We start from the raw sequence: 20,467 nt of genomic DNA, 5'->3' as shown, positions 1-20,467 counted from the left end.
CGTTGTCACTGATGGTGGGACGACTATCGCACTATTTGGTCGCTGCGGGCAGCTCTTCGCGCTTGGGCCAGGCGTTGAGCACCGCCTTGACCAGGGTGGCGAGGGGAATGGCGAAGAAGACCCCCCAGAATCCCCACAGGCCGCCGAACACCAGCACGGCGATGATGATGGCCACCGGATGGAGGTTGAGCGCCTCGGAGAAGAGGATGGGCTCCAGCACGTTGCCGGTGAGCACCTGGATCACGGTGTAGACCACCATCAGCCAGGTGAACTCCGGGGTCAGTCCCCACTGGAACAGGGCCACCATGGCCACCGGCACCGTTACCGCCGCGGCGCCTATGTAGGGGATCAGCACCGAGAAGCCGACCGCCACCGCCAGCAGCACCGAGTAGCGCAGCCCCAGCATGGCGAAGGCCACATAGCTGATCACCCCGACGATCAGGATCTCGATGACCTTGCCGCGGATGTAGTTGAGGATCTGCTCGTTCATCTCCACCCAGACCCGGTTGACCAGGGTGCGGTTGCGCGGCAGGAAGCGGCGCAGTCCGCCCATCAGGATCTGCTTGTCCTTGAGCATGAAGAACACCATCAGCGGCACCAGGATGGCGTAGATGAGGATGGCCACCACGTTGATGAGGGAGCTGAGGGAGGCGCTCACCAGCTGCTCGCCCCCGGTCAGGATGCGCTGGCGGATGTTGTCGATGATGGTCTCCACCAGGGTGACGTTGATGAGCTCGGGGTACTGCTCCGGCAGGGTGCGCACATAGTCCTGGGCATGGGAGAGCATGGCCGGGGACTCCTTGGCGAGGTTCAGCCCCTGGCTCGCCAGGGTCGGGATGAGCCCGAGGAACGCCATGGCGGTGAGGGCGATGAACAGCAGCAGGATGAGGCTGGTAGCCAGGGTGCGGGAGAGCCCGGCCCGCTGCAGCCGGCTCACCGGCCACTCCAGCAGGTAGGCCATCACCAGCGCCACCAAGAGCGGTGCCAAGAGATCACCGAACAGCCAGAGCACGGCGAAACAGGCCACCAGCAGCAGGAACAGGGTGACGGCATCGGGATCGGAGAAACGGGTCTGATACCAGCGCTTGATGACTTCTAACATGGCGACATCCTTAGGTTACTGGGGCTTGCCGTGGTGCTGGGCCCCGACCACCAACTGCAAAGAGAGGGTATTGTCTGGCGCCTCCTGCAACGTGAAGGCATGACCCTGGCGTTGCAGATAGGCGGGAATGTCCTGCCGGGAGCCGGCATCGGCCAGCCGGATGGACAGGGATTGACCGGCGTTGGCCTGACGCAGCCAGAGCTTGAGGCGGATCAGCGGCTCGGGGCAGCGCCAGGGGGTCAGGTCGAGGTATTCCATGGAGGCTCCATTGCGCGTGAGGCGGCTATTATGGCCGTGATGAGAGCGCGAAACAACGCTTGTAGCCCTTGATGGGCAAGGGTATTCTGCCGGTGTCCCGGTAGGGTCTGATTGGAGATAGAGATAACGTGGCACGCTTTTCCCCCCTGATGGCATCGCTCCCCCTGCTGGCTTCCCTGATGGGTGCCACTTTCCATGCCCAGGCCAACAACCAGCTTCCCGACATCGGCACCGCCGGGGTGGCCGCCCTGCCCATCGAGCAGGAGGTACGCTACGGCAACGCCTTCATGCGCTTTGCCCGGGCCGGCTTGCCGATCATCGATGATCCCGTCTTGAGCCAGTACATCGACGATCTGGGCCAGCGGCTGCTCTCCAACGCCGACGGCGTGCGTTTCCCGTTCACCTTCTTCCTCATCAACGACCCCAGCATCAACGCGGCCGCCTTCCTCGGCGGGCGGGTCAAGGTGCACACCGGCCTGTTTCTCTATGCCGACAGCGAGAGCGAACTCGCCTCGGTACTGGCGCACGAAATCACCCACGTGACCCAGCGCCACATCGCCCGCTACATGGAAGCGCAGGCGAGCAGCTCCGCCATGACCCTGGCCGGGCTGGTGGGCTCCATCGCGCTGGCGGTGATCAACCCCACCGCGGGCATCGCCGCGCTGCAGACCACGCTCGGCCTCTCCATGCAGTCAGCCATCAACTACACCCGCGACAACGAATACGAAGCGGACCGGATCGGCATGAAGACCCTCTACGATGCCGGCTTCGATCCCATGGGCATGGCCAACTTCTTCCAGAAGCTGGCGGCCGAGTATCGCTACGCCAGCAAGCCGCCTGAGATGCTGCTGACGCACCCGCTGCCGGAGACCCGGATCAGTGAGGCGCGGGCCCGGGCGGGCAGCTATGGTCGCCGGGATCTGCCGCCGAGCCTCGACTTCTGGCTGGCCAAGGTGCGCATCCAGGTGCGTTTCGGCACCGAGAGCCCGCAGGCCCTGCTCACCTATTTTGACAACCGCCTGCAGAAGGGGGACTACCCGCTCAAGGATGCGGCCACCTACGGCAAGGCGCTGGCGCTGCTGCAGCTCAAGCGCACCGACGAGGCCGATGCCCTGATGCAGGAGCTGGCGACTCGCCACCCCGAGGATCTGTTCGTGGTGGATGCCCTCACCGACATCGACTTGGCCAAGGGGCGCAGCGCCCAGGCCATCGCTCGGCTCGAGAAGTTCCGCACCCGCATGCCGGACAACGAGGTGGTGGTGGTGAACCTCGGCAACGCCTATCTGGAAGGGGGCAATTACAAGAAGTCCATCGCCATTCTCGACCCCTATGCCCGCGAGCACGAAGAGAACAACCTGGCCTGGAGCCTGCTCTCCGATGCCTATCGCAAGGCGGGCAGGATGACCGATCTGCACATGGCACGGGCCGAGATGCTCTCCCTGCGCGGTGACTACCAGGCGGCTATCGACGAGCTGATCGTGGCGCGTGGTACCACCAACGACAAGTTGACCCTGGCCAGACTGGAGGCGCGCATCACTGAGCTGGAGCGGGCCAAGAAGGATCTCGACAGCCTCAAGGGTTGACGGGCCAGCGGCTCTCACTCATGACAAGGGCGCACCTCGGTGCGCCCTTGTTGTTTTATGATGGCGAAGAGAATGGCGGGAACGCCAGCCGTCTGGCGCCGCCACCAGCGGCGTTGGCGTCAGTGGCCAACCGCTTTGACGGATGCCCTGAGGGCCTCGACCCGCGATGGGGTGAGCTCGCCCACCAGGGTCTGCCGGAGCTTGCCCTTGCCATCAAGCAGATAGCTGGTGGGCAGCCCGGCGGGGCGGGGGAAGGGGAGGCTCGCCTCCTGCCTTGCGATGAGCAGCGGCACCTTGATGCGGTACTGCCCGGCCAGTTTGGCGAGCTCGGCAGGCGTGGCCGGGTCGTAGTTGACCATCACCACGGCAGTTTGCCCTTCCCGAGCCAGCGCCTCCAGCAGCGGTATCTCCCGCAGGCAGGGGGCACACCAGGGGGCGAAGTAATTGACCAACAGCGGCTTGCCGGCAAAGTCGGCCAGAGCCACCGGCTGGTTCTGGCTGTCGGTGAACTGGGGGGGCGGGCTGCAGGCCGTCAGCAGGCCGGCCACAATCAGCCAACAAATTCGTTTCAATTCCTGCACTCTCGCGCTTACCCTGACCATCAGTTTCCCCTACAATAGCGCCGTTTCTTGTCCCATCTTGCGATTAATCAGGGAGTTATCATGAGCGAGACCCAAATCTACCACAATCCGCGCTGCTCCAAGAGCCGTGAAACCCTGGCCTTGCTGGAACAGCACGGGATCGCCCCGGATGTGGTGCTCTATCTGGAGCAGGCCCCGAGCGAGGCAGAGATCCGCACCCTGCTGAGCCAGCTGGGGTTCAGTGATCCGCGTCAGCTGATGCGCACCAAGGAAGATCTCTACAAGGAGCTGGGGCTTGGCGAGGTGAGCGGCGATGACCTCATTCGCGCCATGCACCAGCATCCCAAGCTCATCGAGCGGCCCATCGTCATCAAGAACGGTCAGGCCCGCATCGGCCGTCCGCCCGAGCAGGTGCTGGAGATCCTCAAGTGAGCACCCGCTTCGCCCGCCTGCTGACCCTGGTCGGCTTCTTTGGCCTGCTGGGCTGGGTCATCCTCTGGCATCTGTGGCTCTCGCCCCACCCGGATCTCAATCCCTGGCTGCTGCCGGTGATCTGGACGGTGCCGCTGCTGTTCCCGCTCAAGGGGATTGTACAGGGCAACCCCTACACCCACGCCTGGGGCAACTTCGTGCTGATGCCCTACTTCCTGCACGCCCTGACCCTGATCACCACGGATGAGGGGGAGCGTTGGCTGGCGGTGGTGGAGCTGGTGTTCACCGTGCTCGCCTTTATCGGCACCATCTATTACGCCCGCCTGCGCGGCCGCGAGCTGGGCCTGAGCATTCGCAAGAAGAAGGGCGAGCCTTCGGCGCAAGATCACTGAGGCCCGCGTCAGCGTGCCTGCCCTGTGCAAACCGGACCTGGAGTCCGGTTTTTTTATGGATGAGCAGCCCAGGCATGATACGACCAGAATCGACGCAACAGCGGGTGGGCCAAGGGCTTGCTGGCAGCGTAGATGCCAGGTGTCTCTCGCTGATCTTGCAGCCACTATGTCGACCTGATCACATCTTGGCCGCCGCGAGGTGGGAGGGGGGCGGGCAGCTGACTATCCTCATTAAGCTCCCATACAGCGGCCGCCGTTAGCCTGTCCTTTTCACCAGCCTTGAGTGATGCACCCTATGAAACGCCAATCCCGCCCCCTGTTCCAGAAAACCCTGTTGGCCTTGACCATGGCCCTGTCGGTCAGCTCGCTGGCCGATGCCTGCACCCGCGCCGTTTATCAGGGCGATGGCGGTCTGGTGGTGACCGGCCGCACCATGGACTGGCGCACCGCCATGCCGACCAACCTCTGGGCCTTGCCGCGCGGCATCGAGCGGAGCGGGGCGGCCGGGCCGCACTCCATGACGTGGAACGCGCGCTATGGCTCCCTGGTCGCCGCAGGGTTTGACGCGGGTACCGCCGATGGCATGAACGAGAAGGGGCTGGTGGCCAACCTGCTCTATCTGACCGAGTCCGAGTATGTGACTCCGAGCGACAAGGATCCGCGCAAGACACTCTCCATCTCCCTCTGGGCCCAGTATGTGCTGGACAATTTTGCCACCGTCAGCGAGGCGGTCGCCGCCTTGTCGAAGGACGAGTTCTATGTAGTGACCACCCTGACGCCGGATGGCAAGCCGGGCCAGCTGCACCTCTCCATCTCGGATGCCAGCGGCGATTCGGCCATTTTCCAGTACGTGGATGGCAAGTTGCAGATCCATCACGACCGCAGCTATCAGGTGATGACCAACTCCCCCGTGTTCGACAAGCAGCTGGCACTCAACGAGTACTGGGAGGAGATAGGCGGGCTCACCATGCTGCCGGGCACCAACCGGTCGGCGGATCGTTTCGCCCGGGCCTCTTTTTATATCAAGACCCTGCCCAGGACGGATCAGGCCAATGAGGCCGTGGCCGGTGTGATGAGCGTGATGCGCAACGTCTCGGTGCCCATGGGGATCAGCACCCCGGATCAACCCAACATCTCCACCACCCTGTGGCGCAGCGTGTCGGATCAGCAGCATCGCCGCTACTTCTTTGAGCTGACTCATCTGCCCAACACCTTCTGGGTGAGCATGGACCAGTTGGACTTGAGTGCGGGCGCCCCGGTCAAGAAACTCCCGCTGACCGAGCGTCAGCTCTATGCGGGTGAAACGGCGGACAAGTTTGTGCCGGCCAAGGCGTTCACCTTCCTGCCTGCCACGCCAGGGGTCTGATGAAGCGTTGGTAGAAGGCCCCTCGCGGGGCCTTTTTTATGGCCGCAAGCCGGCGTGGCCGCCGGTCTCGCGATAGTGGGCCAGCTGCTGCACGCTGTGACTCATCAGCTGGGGGTAGAAGCGCAGAAAGCCCGCCTCGCACCCTTGCCATTGCGCCTCCTTGAGGGTGAGCAGCGCATCGCCGAGCGGCAGGGGGCGACGCAGCCGGCGGCCGATGCCGTTGAGGGCCTGCGCCAGCCCCTCTTTGTGCTGATAGGAGGCGATCCAGTCCTGCTCCGCCATCCGTCTGAGGGGCAGCGGCAACCCATCCGGCAGGCGGTCTGCATCCACCAGCAGGTGCCGGTAACTCTGTTGTAGGAAGCGGGGCAGGGCTTCGTCATGAAACTGCGGCCAGTGCAGGCTGAGCCAATGGTCGTAGAGCATGTCCACCAGGATGCCGCCAAAGCGGCGCCAGGGGGCCTCGAAGCAGGCCACTGCCGCCCTGTGTTCGGGGTGACTGTCGGTGAAGGCGTCTATCTTGCGGTGCAGCCAGATCCCCTCGTCGAGTTCGGTGCCGAGTGCGCTCGGCAGGGCGCCCTTGACGAAATCCCCCAGCAGGTTGCCGGTGAGGGAGCTGTGGCTATGGGCAGCCAGATGCAGGTGGGCGAGATAGTTCATGAAGGGTTAAGTCAGTCAGGGGGGATTGTCGCTGAGCCTAGCGGATCCGGCGGCCCTTGCCTACGGGAACGGGCGCTTGGCCGTGAGGAAGTGCTTCCCTCCATGACCGCCGGCTGGGTAGAGTGCAGCATGGCTGGCGCTTTGTGGCGCCCATCATCATCACGAGGAGCATGCACATGTTGACCCTGATCGAGGGCGCCGAACTCTATGGCCCGACTGCGCTGGGCCGCCAGGATCTGCTGGTGGCCGATGGCCGCATCGCCTGGCTCGGCCGGGGCTTGTCAGTCCCCGCCGGCTGGCCGCTGGCGCGGGTGGACGGCCGCGGCCGCTATCTGGTGCCCGGGCTGGTGGATCCGCTGGCCCACATCACCGGTGGCGGCGGCGAGGGGGGCTTTGGTTTTCGCACGCCGGAGCTGGCGGCAAGGGAGGCGCTGAGGGCAGGGGTCACTACCCTGGTGGCGGCGCTTGGTACCGACAGCCTGACCCGCAGCCCGGCCCAGGTGCTCGGCAAGGTGCGCGAGTTTCGCGCCGCTGGGGTGAGCGCCTTCATGTATACCGGCTCCTACCATCTGCCGGTCAAGACCCTCACCGGCACGGTGGAGTCCGACATCATGCTCATTCCCGAGGTGCTGGGGGTGGGGGAGGTGGCCATCAGCGATCACAGATCCAGTGCGCCGACCCACGACGAATTGGCCCGCCTGGTGAGCGAGGCGCGGGTGGCCGGGCTGCTTGCCGGCAAGAGCGGGGTCAGCTTCTTTCATCTGGGGGACGGGCGCGGGGCGCTGGCGCCGCTGCGGGCTTTGCGCGATGGCACTGACATCCCGCTGCGCCAGCTCTATCCCACCCATTGCAACCGCAACCCCTGGCTGTTTGCCGAGGCCATCGAGTGGGGGCGGGCCGGTGGCTGGGTCGATCTCACCACCTCGAGCTTTCCGGACTTGCTGGACGATGGCGAGCGGCTGGCGGCCGATGCCCTGGTGGAGCTGCTGGCGGCCGGAGTGCCCGCCGATCGTATCAGCTTCAGCTCGGACGCCAACGCCAGCCTGCCGCGCTTTGATGGCGAGGGGCGCTTCATCGAGCTGCGCTGCGGCCAGATCGGCAGTCTGTGGCAGGCGTTGGTGGAGGCTTGCGGCAAGGGGGTCGCGCTGGAGGTGGCGCTGGCGGTGGTGACGGCCAATCCGGCCAGGGCGCTGGGGCTGGCGACCAAGGGCACGCTGGCGGTGGGGCAGGATGCGGATCTGCTGCTGATCGATCCCGATACGCTTACCATCGAGCGGGTGATGAGCGGCGGCCGCTGGCGCACCTGAAGGCCGCTAGTTGATCGGGAGCCTGTCATGCCTGCTCCCCTCTTTTAAACGACAAGCCCGGCAGCAGTGCCGGGCTTGTCGTTGTTGGCGGTGGGTGGCTCAGGGGCAATCAGATGGCCAGGAAGCCCAGGATCAGGATGGGGCCGAGCAGGCTCAGGATAAAGCCGGAGACGATGGCCACCGGCACCACCTGGATGCCGCCGGATTTCTGGATGACCGGCAGGGTGAAGTCCAGCGCCGTGGCGCCGCCATAGCCGATGGCGGCGGAGGGGTGGCGGCGCATCAACATCGGAATGATCAGGATGGCGATGAGCTCGCGCCCCAGATCGTTGATGAAGGCGGCGGAGCCCAGCACCGGCCCCAGCTTGTCGGCCACCAGGATGCCGGAGAGCGAATACCAGCCGAAGCTGGAACTCAGGGCCAGGCCGTGGGTCAGCGGCATGCCGAGCAGTTGGGCGGCCAGCAGGCTGCCCAGCCAGCTGCTGAGAATGACGGTGACGGCGATCTTCATGCCCCAGGGGTTGAGCAGGATCTGGCGCAGCCGCATGCCGGAGTTGCGCATCTGCACCCCGATGAGAAACAGCAGCAGCATCAGTGCCCACTCGCTCCACTTGTCGATGGGCAGGGCGCGCAGGTCGACCAGCAGCCCCAGCAAGACGCCGCCCAGCACCACGAAACAGAGCTGCAGCGACTCCCACAGCAGGTGCAGCTTGCTCGGCATCTGGCCATCGCTGGCCTCGTGGGTGGGAGGTGAGCGTCTGTCCAGCCACCAGAGGGCCAGCAGGTTGCACAGGGTAATGGCGGCGAGCATCACCCCGGCCACCTTGAAGATCACCGCCAGGTTGCTGCCCAGGTTCTCCACGTAGGCAAGCCCCAGTCCCATCAGGAACAAAATGAGATAGACCATCTTGCCCAGCGATTGATTGACCAGCTTGATCAAACGGGCAGAGGAGAGGGGTACCAGATAGCCTATTACCAGCGGCAGCAGGATCAGCAACACATTGAGCAACATCGGGGCCTCGATCACAAAAACTGACAAAAATGACACCTTATCATCACTTATTGGGCCTGTGTCACATATTTGTGTGTTTGCCTGCTCCATCCGGAGCTTTTTTATCAATATGTTATGTTTTTGGTGCGAAATGAGGCCCGCTGTTGGGGCGCCGGTCCATTCTGGTGCAGCCAGAACAGGGTCTGACAGGCCCATTTTTCAACAGGATGCGCGTACTGCATGGTTGAATAAAGTCAATCTGGGTGGTTTGCGGCCAAAACGTAGGAATCTTCTTGCCAGCCTTGCGCTGTGGGTATAAAAAGGCGGTGTCGTCAGGCAGGGTAGATTAGCGTTTTATGCAGACAAAGTGCTGAAAAATACCTGTTTGACCAATAAAAATACAGACAAAACACCAAAGACCTCGGTTCTGTATTGTTTTTTAACTATCCGAGTGATATTTTCGCTGAAGGTTGCCATCGGTTAACTTTTTGTTAAATAAACGATGGCGTGAGTCACGCCCCAGCGGCGTCTAGGGACAGACAAGGTTGTAATGGATGAGCGACGTTGCCGCACTGGAAGTTCGTGATCTGCACAAGTATTTCGGCACCCACGAAGTGCTCAAGGGCATCGATATGACCGCCCACAAGGGGGATGTGATCTCCCTTATCGGCTCCTCCGGTTCGGGGAAGTCGACCTTTCTTCGCTGTATCAATCTGCTGGAAACACCCTCTTCCGGCACGGTTTCCCTCCATGGCGAACTTATTCGCATGAAAACCAACCGGGCCGGTGAACGGTTGCCGGAGGACGTGCGCCAGGTGGAGCGCATTCGCAGCCGCTTGGCCATGGTGTTTCAAAGCTTCAATCTCTGGTCCCACATGACCATCATGCAAAACATCATCGAGGTGCCGATCCAGGTGCTCAAGGTGCCCCGCGCCGAGGTGATGGCCAAGGCGGAACACCTGCTCAACCGGGTGGGACTGTGGGAGCGGCGCGACTACTACCCAGGTCACCTCTCCGGCGGCCAGCAGCAGCGGGCGGCCATCGCCCGTGCGCTGGCGGTGGAGCCCGAGGTGATGCTGTTTGACGAACCCACCTCGGCGCTCGATCCCGAGCTGGTGGGGGAAGTGCTCGGTCTGATGCGCGAGCTGGCCGAAGAGGGGCGCACTATGCTGGTGGTGACCCATGAGATGTCGTTTGCCCGCGATGTGTCGAACAAGGTAATGTTTTTGCATCAGGGCCGCGTGGAGGAGGAGGGCAATCCCAAGGAGATCTTCGCCCATCCCAAGTCCGAACGGTTCAAGCAATTCATCTCCTCCATCTATTGATGGCCGGGGCTGAACCCCAATAATCTGCAATTGCAACAGTCGATGACTTTATCAAGGAGAGATACATGAACAAGCTGATGCTGGCGACCGCCATAGTCACTGCCCTGTCTTCCGGCAGCCTGATGGCCAAGGAGTGGAAAGAGGTGCGGATCGGGGTGGAAGGTGCCTATCCCCCCTTCTCCTGGACCGAGCCGAGCGGCGAGGTGAAAGGTTTCGATATCGACATCGCCAACGCCCTGTGCGAGGAGATGAAGGTGAAGTGCACCCTGATCAAGCAGGACTGGGACGGCATCATTCCGGCGCTGCTGTCGCGCAAGTATGACGCCATCATCGCCACCATGGACATCACCGAAGAGCGCAAGAAGAAGGTGGACTTCACCCAGAAGTACCAGCACATTCCGGCTCGCTTCGCCGCCAAGAAGGGCACCGAGATCAAGCTCGACAAGGAGTTCATGAGTGGCAAGACGGTGGCCGTGCAGCGCGCCACGTCCATGGACACCTACATCACCGACAACTTCCCCAACGCCACCATCAAGCGTTATGGCACCGCAGACGAGGCCTATCTCGACCTGAAGTCCGGCCGGGTTGACTACGTGATGGCCGACTCCGCTGCCATCAGCGACGGCCTGCTCAAGAAAGAGGGTGGCGATGCGTTCGAGTTCATCGGCCCGAAACTGACCGATCCCAAGTGGTTTGGCGAGGGTGCCGGCATCGCGGTGCGCAAGGCCGACAAGGATCTGAAAGAGAAATTCAACGCCGCCATCCTGGCGCTGCGTGCCAACGGCAAGTACAAGGCGATCAACGACAAGTACTTCGACTTCGACGTGTACGGCGAGTAACCCCGAAGGCGCGCTACCCCGGTAGCCGCCGGCGCAATTGCGGCGAATCATCACGACAGGTTGACCCTAGTCTGTAGTCATCGGGCCCGTTGTCTCTCGCAAGGGAGCGATGGGCCCGCTTAGTTGCAATGGAGCTGCATGTGTTTGGTTTGAAAGGATATTGGGACGGGAGATCCCGCTCAATGAGTTGCAATGGAGCCGCATATGTTTGATTTGAAAGGATACGAAACCTCCCTGCTGGAGGGGGCCTGGGTCACGCTGGAAGTGGCGCTGGCCTCCCTGCTGCTGGCGCTGGTGCTCGGCATGCTGGGGGCGCTGGCCAAGCTCTCCCCTTATAAATGGGCCCGCGGTTTTGCCACCGCCTACACCACCGTCATTCGCGGCATCCCCGATCTGGTGCTGATGATGCTGCTGTTCTTCGGCGGCCAGGTGCTCATCAACAATCTCTGTACCTGGGTCAACGAGAGCTACAACAACTACCTGCTGGCGAGCAATCCCAACCAGGAGTGGGTCTCCCTGCTGCCCGATTACATCGACATCAGCCCGTTTGCAGCCGGGGTCGCCACCATCGGCTTCATCTTCGGCGCCTACATGACCGAGACCTTCCGCGGCGCCATCCTGGCGGTGGACAAGGGCGAGCTGGAAGCGGCCCGGGCCTTCGGCATGCGGGCAACCCAGGTGTTTGTGCGGATCCTGTTTCCCCAGATGATGCGCCACGCCCTGCCGGGGTTTGGCAACAACTGGCTGGTCTTGCTGAAAACCACGGCGCTGGTCTCCATCATCGGGCTCGATGACATGGTGCGCAAAGCGTCCCTGGCGGCGGGCTCGACCCAGCTGCCCTTCACCTTCTACATGGCGGTGGCCCTGATCTTCCTGATCTTCACTGCGGTCTCCACCTCGGCACTGAAATGGGCCGAGCGTCACTATGCGATAAAGACGAGGTAAGCCATGGATTTCTCAATCATTCTCACCGAATGGCCCACCTACTGGCAGGGCCTCTACACCACGGTGCTGCTGGTGGCGGCTTCCTTGATCCTCGGGCTGATGCTGGCGGTGCCGCTTGGCATCCTGCGCAACAGCCGCAACTGGCTGATCAAGGGGCCGATCTGGGCCTACATCTACTTCTTTCGCGGCACCCCGCTGCTGGTGCAGCTGTTCATCATCTACTACGGCGCCGCCCAGTGGGAGTGGCTGAAAAACAGCGTTGCCTGGGATCTGTTCGCCGAAGCCTGGTTCTGCGCCCTGCTGGCATTCACCCTGAACACCGGGGCCTACACCGCCGAGATCGTGCGCGGCGCCGTGCTCAACATGCCCAAGGGGCAGATTGAAGCTGCCAACGCCTTCGGCATGACCCGCTGGCAGACCCTGACCCGGATCATTTTGCCCAACTCGTTTCGTCGGGCACTGCCGGCCTATAGCAACGAGGTGATCTTCATGCTGCAGGGCTCGGCGGTGGCGGGCATCATTACCATCGTCGATCTGACCGGTGCCGCGCGGATCATCAACTCCCGTTACTACAGCCCGTTCGAGGCGTTCCTGACCGCCGGCCTGCTCTACATGCTGTTGACCTTCGTCATCGTCTGGCTGTTCAAGAAGTGGGAAGCTCGCTGGCACGCCCACCTGCGCCCCCACACCGTGTAAGCGCCATAAAAAAAGCCCGCAATTGCGGGCTTTTTTGTCGCTCAAGAAAGGGAACAAGCGTTACAGCATGCCAAGGGGCGCCAACATCTCGTCCGCCACAAACCCAAATGAACTCAACATGCCGAGGGCACCGATAAGCCCGGCTGGATTAATGGTGCGTTGGCTCTGCCTGTTCGGTATGCGCTGCTCGTCGTGCTGCTGGATCTTCTGCACCACGGCCATGGCGCCGATCTCCAGATGTCGATAGAAGCTGGCATTGATCTGGGTCAGATGCAGCAGGGACTGGCGCATGCGCTCGAACGTCTCGCTGCAGACCGGGCTCTGCTTGTGCCAGAACTTCTCCAGCGTACCGCGGGTCGTGAGCCCCGGCAGATCATAGAGGGCACGCCCCATGCAGAAGGTCGGCACATCGTGCAGCAGGGCGGAGAGACCGACCGTGCTGTTGATGGTGATGACCCCTTTGAGCAGGGGATAGAGTGCCGGCAGCGGCAGGTCATAGCCATAAAACACCCTCCCTTCCAGCCCGAGCAGGGTGACCAACCGGTTTATCTGGGACTGGTAGCTGACATAACCCCGGTCCATGGGGTGGTGCTTGAACAGCAGTACATCCTCATTGCGGGCATGCTCGGCAAACGAGTTCATCACCTGTGCCACCATCTCCTCGACGCCGCTCAAGTCCGAATGCTCGCGGATCTGGAAGTCTTCGGTGACCTGCAGAGGGACAAAGAAGATATGCCCTTTGTGTGCCGGCAAGGCTTTCAGCAAACGGCGGTCTGCCCAGCGGTAACGCCATTTCACCAAGCCACCTGCAACCCAGCCGCTGGCTTCCTGATACAGGCTCCAGGGTCTGTGGTTGACGAAGTGAGGATAGCGCCAGCGAAACAGGCTCTTGTTGATGTGATAGCGGCTGGCATACCAGGCTCGTCTGGCAAAGGTCTTGCCCACCTGCAACTGTGCCTGATAGGGCTCAGGCCAGGTCAGCTCGGCCAGCTTGTCGCGCTTGGCATAGAGCGGGCTGAAGGCGTTGACGCCCCCTTGCTCCAGCGTCACGTAGTCGGGACGCAGATACCCCTCTTCCATGGCCCAGACGGCGATTTTCTTCTGCTTGCAGATACGAATGGCCTGCAGATGGTAATAGCGGCAATCCCCGTAGCAGATCAGGCTGTCGATACCGTTGCGCTTGATGAAGCGGCGAAAAAAGGTGTTCCAGCTCTCCGGCTTGCCGGTAAAACGCTCGTTATGGCCGGCGCATGGCCAGCACTCATCCCCCCCGTTGAAATGGATCTTGTACACCTGGTGGCCGGCATCGCTCAGTGCTTGGCTCAGGGTCTGGAAGAAGGGGCCGAGCGGCCCTTGCAACAACAAAATCTTCATGTACGGCTTATCTCATGAGCTGGGGGAGGGATGGTCGTTGCCACAGGGTCTGGGCCAGATAACTCAGCTTGATCTGCCAGCGTTGCCAGCGGCTCGACTTCTGGGTCGAGGAGTGGCCCTGCTGCGCCAGCTGGCGGATCAACTGTTCCGGGCTTATCCAGAGCCCGGTCTGCCAGTCGATATAGAGCGGATAAGCCACCAGGGTCAGATAGACCAGGGCTGCCAAAGGCAGATTGCGCTGGCGACGAGCCGGAGGGTGGGCATCCGTGGTCAGGCCCCAGCCACTGTAGAAGGGTTGGCCCCAGGTCGTGACCTTGACCCCTTGCACCAGTGCCTCGAACCCGCTCAGGGAGGTCATGGTATGCAGCTCATCCACATGGGGATAGAGGCTGGTCAGGCCGATATCGAGCACCTGGCTGTCGACGCACTCCGCCAGGCAGGCTGCCGAAATAGCCCCGGCCCGATTGCCTGCCACCACATCCGGATGCGGCTTGTAGATGATATGGGCCTCGGGTTTGGCTGCCCGCACGGCCCACAGCAACTGCTCATTGCTGCGAATGGTCGGGCTGCCGGTCAGGATGGAGGCATCCCCATCGACCTGACCCACTACCAGTACCCGCGTGCGACCATCGGTCGGCGGTGTGAACGGCTGCACTGTGCCCACATTGTATTTGCTGACGCCGTGTCGCTTGAGCAGGTCAAGCAGAGCCTGGCCTCGCATGACCTCCTGTTCGGTCAGTTGCTGGTAATTGAGCAGCTGCTCGAGCCCGCTTGGGGTGCGGCAGTCAAAGTAGATCCCCACCGGATCGATGGAGAGGGAAGAGGGACGACACAGGTTGGAACCCAGCCCGCGAGAGCGAATAAAGCCATCCTCCACCCGGATGGCCGAGGTGAGATCAGGATGGCGGCTACCCCAGACCAACACCTGCTCATCGCCGGTCAACCGCTTGGGAGGCTTGCGAACAAAACGAAGCTCCTCGGCCAGGTGATGGCAAAACGCCTGCATAAAGGCGCGCTTCCACAGCGAAAAACCGACCAGATAGAGCCTGCGCCAACGGGGAGCGGGCTTTTGTTGGCGGGCGATGATGGCGACCACCTCTTCCACTTCGCAGCGTTGGCCAAGTACGGGGTCAAGGTAGCGCGGGTAGTGGATCAAGGCCGCCGCCACCAGCTGGGCCAGCGACACCTGCAGGTTGCGGCGTTCGCACTGTTTGCTGTCGTGGGTCAGTCCCCAGCCGGCATAAAATGGCATGCCGAAGCAGTAGACCGGCTTGCCCAGCAGCAGCCCTTCAAAGCCGAGCTGGGATGAGACGGTATAGACGGCATCCACCAGGCTCAGCAGCGCGTGGGGATGACAATGGTCGGCCACGATCTCCACATCGCTGAGCTTCAGTCTGGCCAACACCCCGCTCTTCTTGCCAAAGCGGGTATCTGGATGGGTGCGCAGCAGCAAACGGGCATGGGGGTGGTTGCGACGCGCAGCTTCCACCATGGCAACAAAATCGGCTTCGCTGGCGAGCGCGCCGGGGATGGAGAGATCACCGGCCACCTGATCGACCAGCAAGACTCTGGGTCTGGCGTCTTGCAGCAGGCGCTGAGCCAGTGCCGTCGGCAGCCCTTTCACTTCGGCCACCGACGGGCTGCGGGGCCCGGCGACTGAGACGGTATCGGGGCGACTGGCATAACAGTTGTACTTGGTCACCCCAAGGCGGACCAGCTCGCCGATCAGTCGCTCGGCCCGCGCCAGCGTATCGGCATCGCAAGGGGTGGCAATCAGCTGTTCGAGCCGACTGGGTTGGCGGGCATCGTAATAGATGCCCACCGGATCGGCGATCAGCGACACCGCCATCCCCCCCTTGGCAGGGTGGCCGATATAGCCGATAAAGCCGTCTTCCAGTTGCCAGTAAGAAAAACCCAAATCTTTGGCCGTTCTGATTACTTGACGTGTGTTGTTTTTTTGCCCCCAACCTACGAATACGTCTCCTGATACTGGGGTATTTGAGGAGGTATATTTATTCAATTTGCGCTCTAGACATGCACTAATTTGCAATTGACGTGCAACGATTCCAGATGATGTAGTCCATAGGACCATACTTAACACCCGATATTATTTTATATGAGAAGTTTTCATATGAACATAAACAATGCTAATCTGAAGACATCGTTGACCATCTCGCAACATCAACATGAAGAAACATTCAAGTTTAAGAAGTCTTCATATTCTGATGGAATACCACAAAAAATCACATCGGCACATGAAATTACGCTGTATCTTATATCTCCCCCCTCAGCAATTAACTGATTGTACATCGGCGCGATATAATACTCCCCTGCATCAACTTCACTCAGCGATGTCTGTTGATAGGTTTCAAAAACCCTAATGAAATCTCTTGCATAACGCCAGTAATATAAACCAGTGCAGCAATATTTAGAAATCTCTTTCTTCTCCGCGGTAAGAGCTACCGCATAATTTCCGCTTTCTTTTGGAAGAATATTACTCCAGTTTTTCCCTTCACCAATAAACGTCTCTAAATATCCATCTACATTATTGATGTCAAAGTGATCAGGGTAGGAAAATCCAGGTCGAAATGTATCTATGTTAAAGATAAGAAGTGAAGTGTTGGGGGCCACTCCGGCATCATTAAGCCCCATGTAAACAGTTTGTGCTTGCCCCTGAGTTGGTGAATTCAAGATGGCAATTTCATAATTTTTGATACCAAGCTTAATACACTCTGCATCAATAAATTCTCGAGTTCCATATACATCAAGAGCAATAAAAAGAAATTTCTCTGAATTAAAGTAGTTCTTAAAGCTATAAAGGGAATGACTGAAAAGGGTCTTGCCATGTGCTTCTAGCATATATTTTGGTTTTACATAACCAGCCTTTTTAAAGCGAGAGGAAAGACCAGCCATTGGGATAACAATCATAGATTACTCTTTTATAAGTTTTTTATAAAGTCGAAACGCATTGCTGATAAATGCCGTTTGGCGGTCAGGCCTGTCGGAATGCAATGGAAGCATAGAAAGAAACAGATGTATAGTTATTGCTGTAATCTCATCCTCATCATATTTCAAGCCAGCAAGAACAATGTTTTTAAATTCTTTTTCAAGATTGCATTGATACTCATCATCAAGATAAAATTTTATATCCCCAGCTTTACCACTATTTATAAGTTCATAGTTTCCACTAATTATAAGGTCATAATTACCAACAATTGAGTGATATAGTTTTGCTAGATCATAACGTCGGTCACCATATATAGTTAGCTCTCCATGAGCATTAATCCCTCGAGGATCTATACATTTTATGGCACTCACTCTACTATCAAACAATAGATTGCTGAAACAAAAGTCGCCGTGAACGATAGATACATCATCACGACTAGCTTTATTTATAAACTCAGCACTTTTTTTAGCAAGTTCAAAGAGTGTTAACGCCTCATGGTTATCAGAAAAATTAAATTTTTTCTCAATGAACTCTATGCCTGTTGCGCAAGAGTGCTCGTTTAAACGTTCCAACGTCTTATACAAATACAATTCATCAAGAGATGTCAGGTTACATGACTCGGAACTGTATTGATGTAGGCTACTTAACACATCCTTCAGAGAATAAAGGATTTCTTTCCAGCTTGATAATGGTAATGCACCAAAAACAAACAGGTCACTTAATGGAAGAAGATACAGATATTCAAGGCTATATTCTGAACCAGAATAATCTTCTTCTCCTTTACTAAGTGAGAGCAGTTGTGGAGTATGTAATCTAATATCAGATGGTATAGAGTTAAACCAATTGCCTTCTGCATAGATTTTCTTGCCTTTTGAGCTGGATTTTTTCAAGACGGTTCGTCTTGATATCGCTAAATCATTAAAGGCCCGTTGAGTTGTCAGAAAAGTTCTAGAGTGAAAAAAACTATTGATATGCCCTAGATCTAACCATTGTCCTGATGAGTTGAAAGTCAATGGTTTTTCAATATGGTAGGAATTAATAGCGCCGATAAAATCTGACTTGCTAGATATTAAAGACTTGATAAACAACAATGGATTATCAAATGAAAAGTATCCGGATATGACTCTGTTTTCATTTTTTATCCATCCAATCTCATCAACGCTACGCCCTCCCGTCATCGGGGGTTCTATTGATGCTCTCTTGTAAAACCCTTTATTTTTATGAATGCTAATCTCATTTTTATGATTCAACTTAATATCAATAAAAAGAGTATCGCCGTGTAATATTATAAAGTCGCTATGATAGCTTGCAGATGAGTTCCAGCAATGTAGAACTGATTCACCAAGAGACAAGCCATCAGGAACCCTGACGATATTAACCCCGAGGTTTTTTATTTTTACTTCATCATAGGCATTAATATTGAAGCTTTCAGGAATGGAAATATATATATCATCATTTAAATCTTGCTCACGCAGCATTTCCACCTGAAGTTCATATAGCCGGCGATTTTGAACGGGTAGAAAGCTAGGAGGGATTAATCCAATTTCGCTAACAAATTCTTGGTCTACGTAAGCAGCAGATGTGATCAGTATCATTTATTACCGCCATCTCTGAAAGGATTTTCTTTTGCAAGCAAGTCTTTAATTTGTTCGTAAGTCAAAGATGAAAACTCTGATGGCCGAATAGATTTGTCATCGACATAAAAACCATCAAAGCCACACCATGGTTTTGCCAACACAATTTCATCATAAGGAACATCATGTTTATTGAGCCATTCAATAATGACTGGCAATGTATGAATGTTAATTTTCCCAACATTACCTTCATAGGTTCGCATGTTTCGGCTAGTCAAGATGGTAATATTGAAACCTAGGGACTTATATTCTCTAAGTTTTTGTACAACATCAATATTCACGGGCTTATTTTCATAAGATGTATCCGCGTCAATAGTCAAAGTACCATCTAAATCGATAATAATGTTTTTCATTTTTCATCCATCAATAAATATTCAACAAATCCGGTAACCCTATGATTGTTTATCAAGTGAGATGCTGAATTTTTGAAGTCATGAGCAAAGGATTTCTTTAATTCTTCTGGGATGTTTGTTTTAGAATTTACAAGAGAAAAATCACGTTTAATTAAAGGCTTTACAGGTGTTATTTTTTGCTCCAACATTCTAAGATACATGAGAGCATGTGCATCATATTTAGGGAACGATTCGAATGGAGAAATTCGACCTGCTGTAGTAGAGTGTCTCCATAAGTCTGCCATCTTAATGTGAGTATCCCTTCTGGATATATAGAATTGATCAATCGGCCCCACATCTAATGCCATGTCAACTGAGATCTCATTCGCTTTCAATCTGTCTAATAAATCAAATGTTAATTTATCCACAACAGCACAATCTGGTCTAGCCCTGACAACATAGTCATATTTTATATCATTATCTATTTCATGTTGCATCATTAGTTTTGTAGATTTATATATTCCATAAAACATCTTAGCTTGATTAAAATTATCACGAGTCTGAAAGTTTTCTTTATCCATAAGGGATTGTAAAAAATCATCCTCATTCTCAATCAAGAATGATGTAGGCTTAAGAAACGACAGCATAAACTCCGAAGTAAATTTTTTATAAACTGGACTTTCTATCGTTTTAGCACTTAAAGGAAACGAACTTTTAAAGTTTGTAAATGATTTTAGCATGTCAGGACAAAGCGCTCTACCAGTCTCACCAAATAAACGCCAAGTCCAACTATCTAAACCAGCACCACAAATACCAGACCAAGATTGCCAAACATCCCAACTATGCAAAAAAACATCAGCGCCTAGAGGGTCAATGATATTTTTATATAGACTTCTTATCGCAAGGTCATTCCCTCTAAACATCCCAGATATACAAACAGCTACTCTTGGTTTTTTGTTAATTTTATCTACCACATTTGTGCTGTTATGTTTTAATATTGCAGAATTGAATGTTTCATATAATGAATATGCACCGCTCTCATTTATATTTTTATGTATTAAATGAGATATTTTTTGAATGTGATTATAGTGTTCATTTCTTAACTTGAAGAATGACGTGTAATTTTTCCTTATTGATAAATTTAGTACCTTAGATAAAAGATACTTTTTCCTCACGTTATTAACTTGTGGGTTTTCTATTACATTTTGAGTGATTTTTATACATAAATCACTATTAACTAAGTCTGCATCAAAAAGTTGATTCAGTGCATAGTTCAATACCATGTTATCCTGAGCACTTGATGACTTATTTATCAGCGAATTTGAATTTTCTGTCAAATATTCTAAGAGAGAAGACTTTTCTTTATTAAAAGATAAGTGAAGTAGCATTGATGATGCATTTTCTTGTATCGGGGAGTAACGGCTTGGTATAAACCTTTCTTTTATAAATTTAAGACAGAAATCAATCGCATCAGGATGTTTTTGATGTGAATCCTGCGTTAACTCCTCAATAAAAATAAATCCATGGCGGTCAAAAACATTATATATAGTATCTAATTTACCAAAGTCGGCAAGCAGTTTTATATAATCAGAGAAATACTGAAACGTATGTTTCAATAACTCTTCATGTTGATTACAGGCATTATCAAAGCGCCATTCATTTAATGATATATTAATTTTTTTGTAAATATCTTCAGTTTTCATAAA

The 20,467-nt window shown here is 56.0% G+C and carries 20 protein-coding genes; 9 read left to right on the top strand and 11 right to left on the bottom strand.

What is annotated here, in order from left to right; translation table 11 throughout:
- Window positions 1-31: 31 nt before the first annotated feature.
- Together PG900_RS05625 and PG900_RS05620 are read right to left on the bottom strand one after the other, a co-directional pair.
- Window positions 32-1,102, bottom strand: a complete 1,071-nt coding sequence (locus PG900_RS05625; protein WP_029301299.1) for an AI-2E family transporter — start codon at window positions 1,100-1,102, stop codon at window positions 32-34.
- A gap of 15 nt (window positions 1,103-1,117) precedes the next feature.
- On the bottom strand, window positions 1,118-1,360 hold the full coding sequence (locus PG900_RS05620) for a sulfurtransferase TusA family protein (RefSeq protein ID WP_011705565.1): 243 nt from the start codon (window positions 1,358-1,360) through the stop codon (window positions 1,118-1,120).
- A 128-nt stretch (window positions 1,361-1,488) separates the two neighbouring features.
- Between PG900_RS05620 and PG900_RS05615 the strand changes: the two genes are divergently transcribed.
- Entirely contained in the window at window positions 1,489-2,943 is a 1,455-nt protein-coding gene (locus PG900_RS05615; RefSeq protein WP_348981351.1) for a beta-barrel assembly-enhancing protease, read from the top strand.
- 119 nt (window positions 2,944-3,062) lie between these two features.
- Here PG900_RS05615 and PG900_RS05610 read toward each other — a convergent pair whose 3' ends face one another.
- Window positions 3,063-3,545, bottom strand: a complete 483-nt coding sequence (locus PG900_RS05610) for a TlpA family protein disulfide reductase (protein ID WP_270831058.1) — start codon at window positions 3,543-3,545, stop codon at window positions 3,063-3,065.
- 60 nt (window positions 3,546-3,605) lie between these two features.
- Here PG900_RS05610 and arsC point away from each other — a divergent pair, with 60 nt between their 5' ends.
- The 3 genes from arsC (at window position 3,606) to PG900_RS05595 (ending at window position 5,714) form a co-directional block, all read left to right on the top strand.
- Complete coding sequence (arsC, locus tag PG900_RS05605; protein WP_103827723.1) at window positions 3,606-3,956, top strand: arsenate reductase (glutaredoxin); 351 nt, start codon at window positions 3,606-3,608, stop codon at window positions 3,954-3,956.
- The gene (locus PG900_RS05600) at window positions 3,953-4,348 is read left to right on the top strand and encodes a DUF2069 domain-containing protein (protein WP_016350325.1); all 396 of its coding nucleotides are present in this window, start codon (window positions 3,953-3,955) and stop codon (window positions 4,346-4,348) included. The genes arsC and PG900_RS05600 overlap by 4 nt, the downstream gene beginning before the upstream one ends.
- Before the next feature lie 295 nt (window positions 4,349-4,643).
- Complete coding sequence (locus tag PG900_RS05595; RefSeq protein ID WP_270831057.1) at window positions 4,644-5,714, top strand: linear amide C-N hydrolase; 1,071 nt, start codon at window positions 4,644-4,646, stop codon at window positions 5,712-5,714.
- A 36-nt stretch (window positions 5,715-5,750) separates the two neighbouring features.
- Here the strand turns inward: PG900_RS05595 and PG900_RS05590 are convergent, their stop codons facing one another.
- The gene (locus tag PG900_RS05590) at window positions 5,751-6,371 is read right to left on the bottom strand and encodes an acyl carrier protein phosphodiesterase (protein ID WP_270831056.1); all 621 of its coding nucleotides are present in this window, start codon (window positions 6,369-6,371) and stop codon (window positions 5,751-5,753) included.
- 176 nt (window positions 6,372-6,547) lie between these two features.
- Between PG900_RS05590 and iadA the strand changes: the two genes are divergently transcribed.
- Window positions 6,548-7,678, top strand: coding sequence for a beta-aspartyl-peptidase (iadA, locus tag PG900_RS05585; RefSeq protein WP_270831055.1), 1,131 nt, complete (start codon window positions 6,548-6,550; stop codon window positions 7,676-7,678).
- Window positions 7,679-7,787: 109 nt separating this feature from the next.
- Here iadA and PG900_RS05580 read toward each other — a convergent pair whose 3' ends face one another.
- Complete coding sequence (locus PG900_RS05580) at window positions 7,788-8,690, bottom strand: lysine exporter LysO family protein (RefSeq protein WP_043119622.1); 903 nt, start codon at window positions 8,688-8,690, stop codon at window positions 7,788-7,790.
- 533 nt (window positions 8,691-9,223) lie between these two features.
- Between PG900_RS05580 and PG900_RS05575 the strand changes: the two genes are divergently transcribed.
- From PG900_RS05575 to PG900_RS05560, 4 genes are all read left to right on the top strand, one after another.
- A complete protein-coding gene (locus PG900_RS05575) occupies window positions 9,224-9,994 on the top strand; it encodes an ABC transporter ATP-binding protein (protein WP_270831054.1) in 771 nt (256 codons plus the stop codon).
- A gap of 65 nt (window positions 9,995-10,059) precedes the next feature.
- Window positions 10,060-10,833 carry an ABC transporter substrate-binding protein gene (locus tag PG900_RS05570; protein WP_011705575.1) on the top strand — a complete coding sequence of 258 codons (774 nt, stop codon included), beginning with the start codon at window positions 10,060-10,062 and terminating at the stop codon, window positions 10,831-10,833.
- A 204-nt stretch (window positions 10,834-11,037) separates the two neighbouring features.
- Window positions 11,038-11,778 carry an ABC transporter permease gene (locus PG900_RS05565; protein ID WP_011705576.1) on the top strand — a complete coding sequence of 247 codons (741 nt, stop codon included), beginning with the start codon at window positions 11,038-11,040 and terminating at the stop codon, window positions 11,776-11,778.
- Window positions 11,779-11,781: 3 nt separating this feature from the next.
- Window positions 11,782-12,474, top strand: coding sequence for an ABC transporter permease (locus tag PG900_RS05560; protein ID WP_270831053.1), 693 nt, complete (start codon window positions 11,782-11,784; stop codon window positions 12,472-12,474).
- 60 nt (window positions 12,475-12,534) lie between these two features.
- On the opposite strand, the gene PG900_RS05555 is transcribed toward PG900_RS05560, so the two are convergent.
- From PG900_RS05555 to PG900_RS05530, 6 genes are all read right to left on the bottom strand, one after another.
- Window positions 12,535-13,848, bottom strand: coding sequence for a capsule biosynthesis protein (locus PG900_RS05555; protein ID WP_270831052.1), 1,314 nt, complete (start codon window positions 13,846-13,848; stop codon window positions 12,535-12,537).
- 7 nt (window positions 13,849-13,855) lie between these two features.
- Window positions 13,856-15,940 (bottom strand): capsular polysaccharide biosynthesis protein, encoded by a 2,085-nt coding sequence (locus tag PG900_RS05550; RefSeq protein WP_270831051.1) that lies wholly within the window; start codon window positions 15,938-15,940, stop codon window positions 13,856-13,858.
- Between the two features lie 89 nt (window positions 15,941-16,029).
- Window positions 16,030-16,776 (bottom strand): glycosyltransferase family 2 protein, encoded by a 747-nt coding sequence (locus tag PG900_RS05545; protein ID WP_270831050.1) that lies wholly within the window; start codon window positions 16,774-16,776, stop codon window positions 16,030-16,032.
- A gap of 3 nt (window positions 16,777-16,779) precedes the next feature.
- Window positions 16,780-18,390, bottom strand: a complete 1,611-nt coding sequence (locus tag PG900_RS05540) for a phosphotransferase (RefSeq protein WP_270831049.1) — start codon at window positions 18,388-18,390, stop codon at window positions 16,780-16,782.
- A complete protein-coding gene (locus tag PG900_RS05535) occupies window positions 18,387-18,782 on the bottom strand; it encodes an HAD-IIIC family phosphatase (RefSeq protein ID WP_270831048.1) in 396 nt (131 codons plus the stop codon). Before PG900_RS05535 ends, PG900_RS05540 begins: the two co-directional genes overlap by 4 nt.
- Entirely contained in the window at window positions 18,779-20,464 is a 1,686-nt protein-coding gene (locus PG900_RS05530) for a hypothetical protein (protein ID WP_270831047.1), read from the bottom strand. Before PG900_RS05530 ends, PG900_RS05535 begins: the two co-directional genes overlap by 4 nt.
- Between the last annotated feature and the right edge of the window lie 3 nt (window positions 20,465-20,467).

The organism is Aeromonas sp. QDB03 (genome assembly GCF_027707985.1).
Taxonomy (GTDB): domain Bacteria; phylum Pseudomonadota; class Gammaproteobacteria; order Enterobacterales; family Aeromonadaceae; genus Aeromonas; species Aeromonas hydrophila.
Note: the sequence above shows the minus strand (reverse complement) of the source record. Positions and strands in the feature narration are given on the sequence as shown.

Excerpts from the sequence above, each read along its gene's own strand:
- PG900_RS05625 (WP_029301299.1), bottom strand. The coding sequence starts at position 1,102 with ATGTTAGAAGTCATCAAGCGCTGGTATCAGACCCGTTTCTCCGATCCC.
- PG900_RS05620 (WP_011705565.1), bottom strand. The coding sequence starts at position 1,360 with ATGGAATACCTCGACCTGACCCCCTGGCGCTGCCCCGAGCCGCTGATC.
- PG900_RS05610 (WP_270831058.1), bottom strand. The coding sequence starts at position 3,545 with ATGGTCAGGGTAAGCGCGAGAGTGCAGGAATTGAAACGAATTTGTTGG.
- arsC (WP_103827723.1), top strand. The coding sequence starts at position 3,606 with ATGAGCGAGACCCAAATCTACCACAATCCGCGCTGCTCCAAGAGCCGT.
- PG900_RS05595 (WP_270831057.1), top strand. The coding sequence starts at position 4,644 with ATGAAACGCCAATCCCGCCCCCTGTTCCAGAAAACCCTGTTGGCCTTG.
- PG900_RS05590 (WP_270831056.1), bottom strand. The coding sequence starts at position 6,371 with ATGAACTATCTCGCCCACCTGCATCTGGCTGCCCATAGCCACAGCTCC.
- iadA (WP_270831055.1), top strand. The coding sequence starts at position 6,548 with ATGTTGACCCTGATCGAGGGCGCCGAACTCTATGGCCCGACTGCGCTG.
- PG900_RS05580 (WP_043119622.1), bottom strand. The coding sequence starts at position 8,690 with ATGTTGCTCAATGTGTTGCTGATCCTGCTGCCGCTGGTAATAGGCTAT.
- PG900_RS05575 (WP_270831054.1), top strand. The coding sequence starts at position 9,224 with ATGAGCGACGTTGCCGCACTGGAAGTTCGTGATCTGCACAAGTATTTC.
- PG900_RS05570 (WP_011705575.1), top strand. The coding sequence starts at position 10,060 with ATGAACAAGCTGATGCTGGCGACCGCCATAGTCACTGCCCTGTCTTCC.
- PG900_RS05565 (WP_011705576.1), top strand. The coding sequence starts at position 11,038 with ATGTTTGATTTGAAAGGATACGAAACCTCCCTGCTGGAGGGGGCCTGG.
- PG900_RS05560 (WP_270831053.1), top strand. The coding sequence starts at position 11,782 with ATGGATTTCTCAATCATTCTCACCGAATGGCCCACCTACTGGCAGGGC.
- PG900_RS05555 (WP_270831052.1), bottom strand. The coding sequence starts at position 13,848 with ATGAAGATTTTGTTGTTGCAAGGGCCGCTCGGCCCCTTCTTCCAGACC.
- PG900_RS05550 (WP_270831051.1), bottom strand. The coding sequence starts at position 15,940 with ATGGTCCTATGGACTACATCATCTGGAATCGTTGCACGTCAATTGCAA.
- PG900_RS05545 (WP_270831050.1), bottom strand. The coding sequence starts at position 16,776 with ATGATTGTTATCCCAATGGCTGGTCTTTCCTCTCGCTTTAAAAAGGCT.
- PG900_RS05540 (WP_270831049.1), bottom strand. The coding sequence starts at position 18,390 with ATGATACTGATCACATCTGCTGCTTACGTAGACCAAGAATTTGTTAGC.
- PG900_RS05535 (WP_270831048.1), bottom strand. The coding sequence starts at position 18,782 with ATGAAAAACATTATTATCGATTTAGATGGTACTTTGACTATTGACGCG.
- PG900_RS05530 (WP_270831047.1), bottom strand. The coding sequence starts at position 20,464 with ATGAAAACTGAAGATATTTACAAAAAAATTAATATATCATTAAATGAA.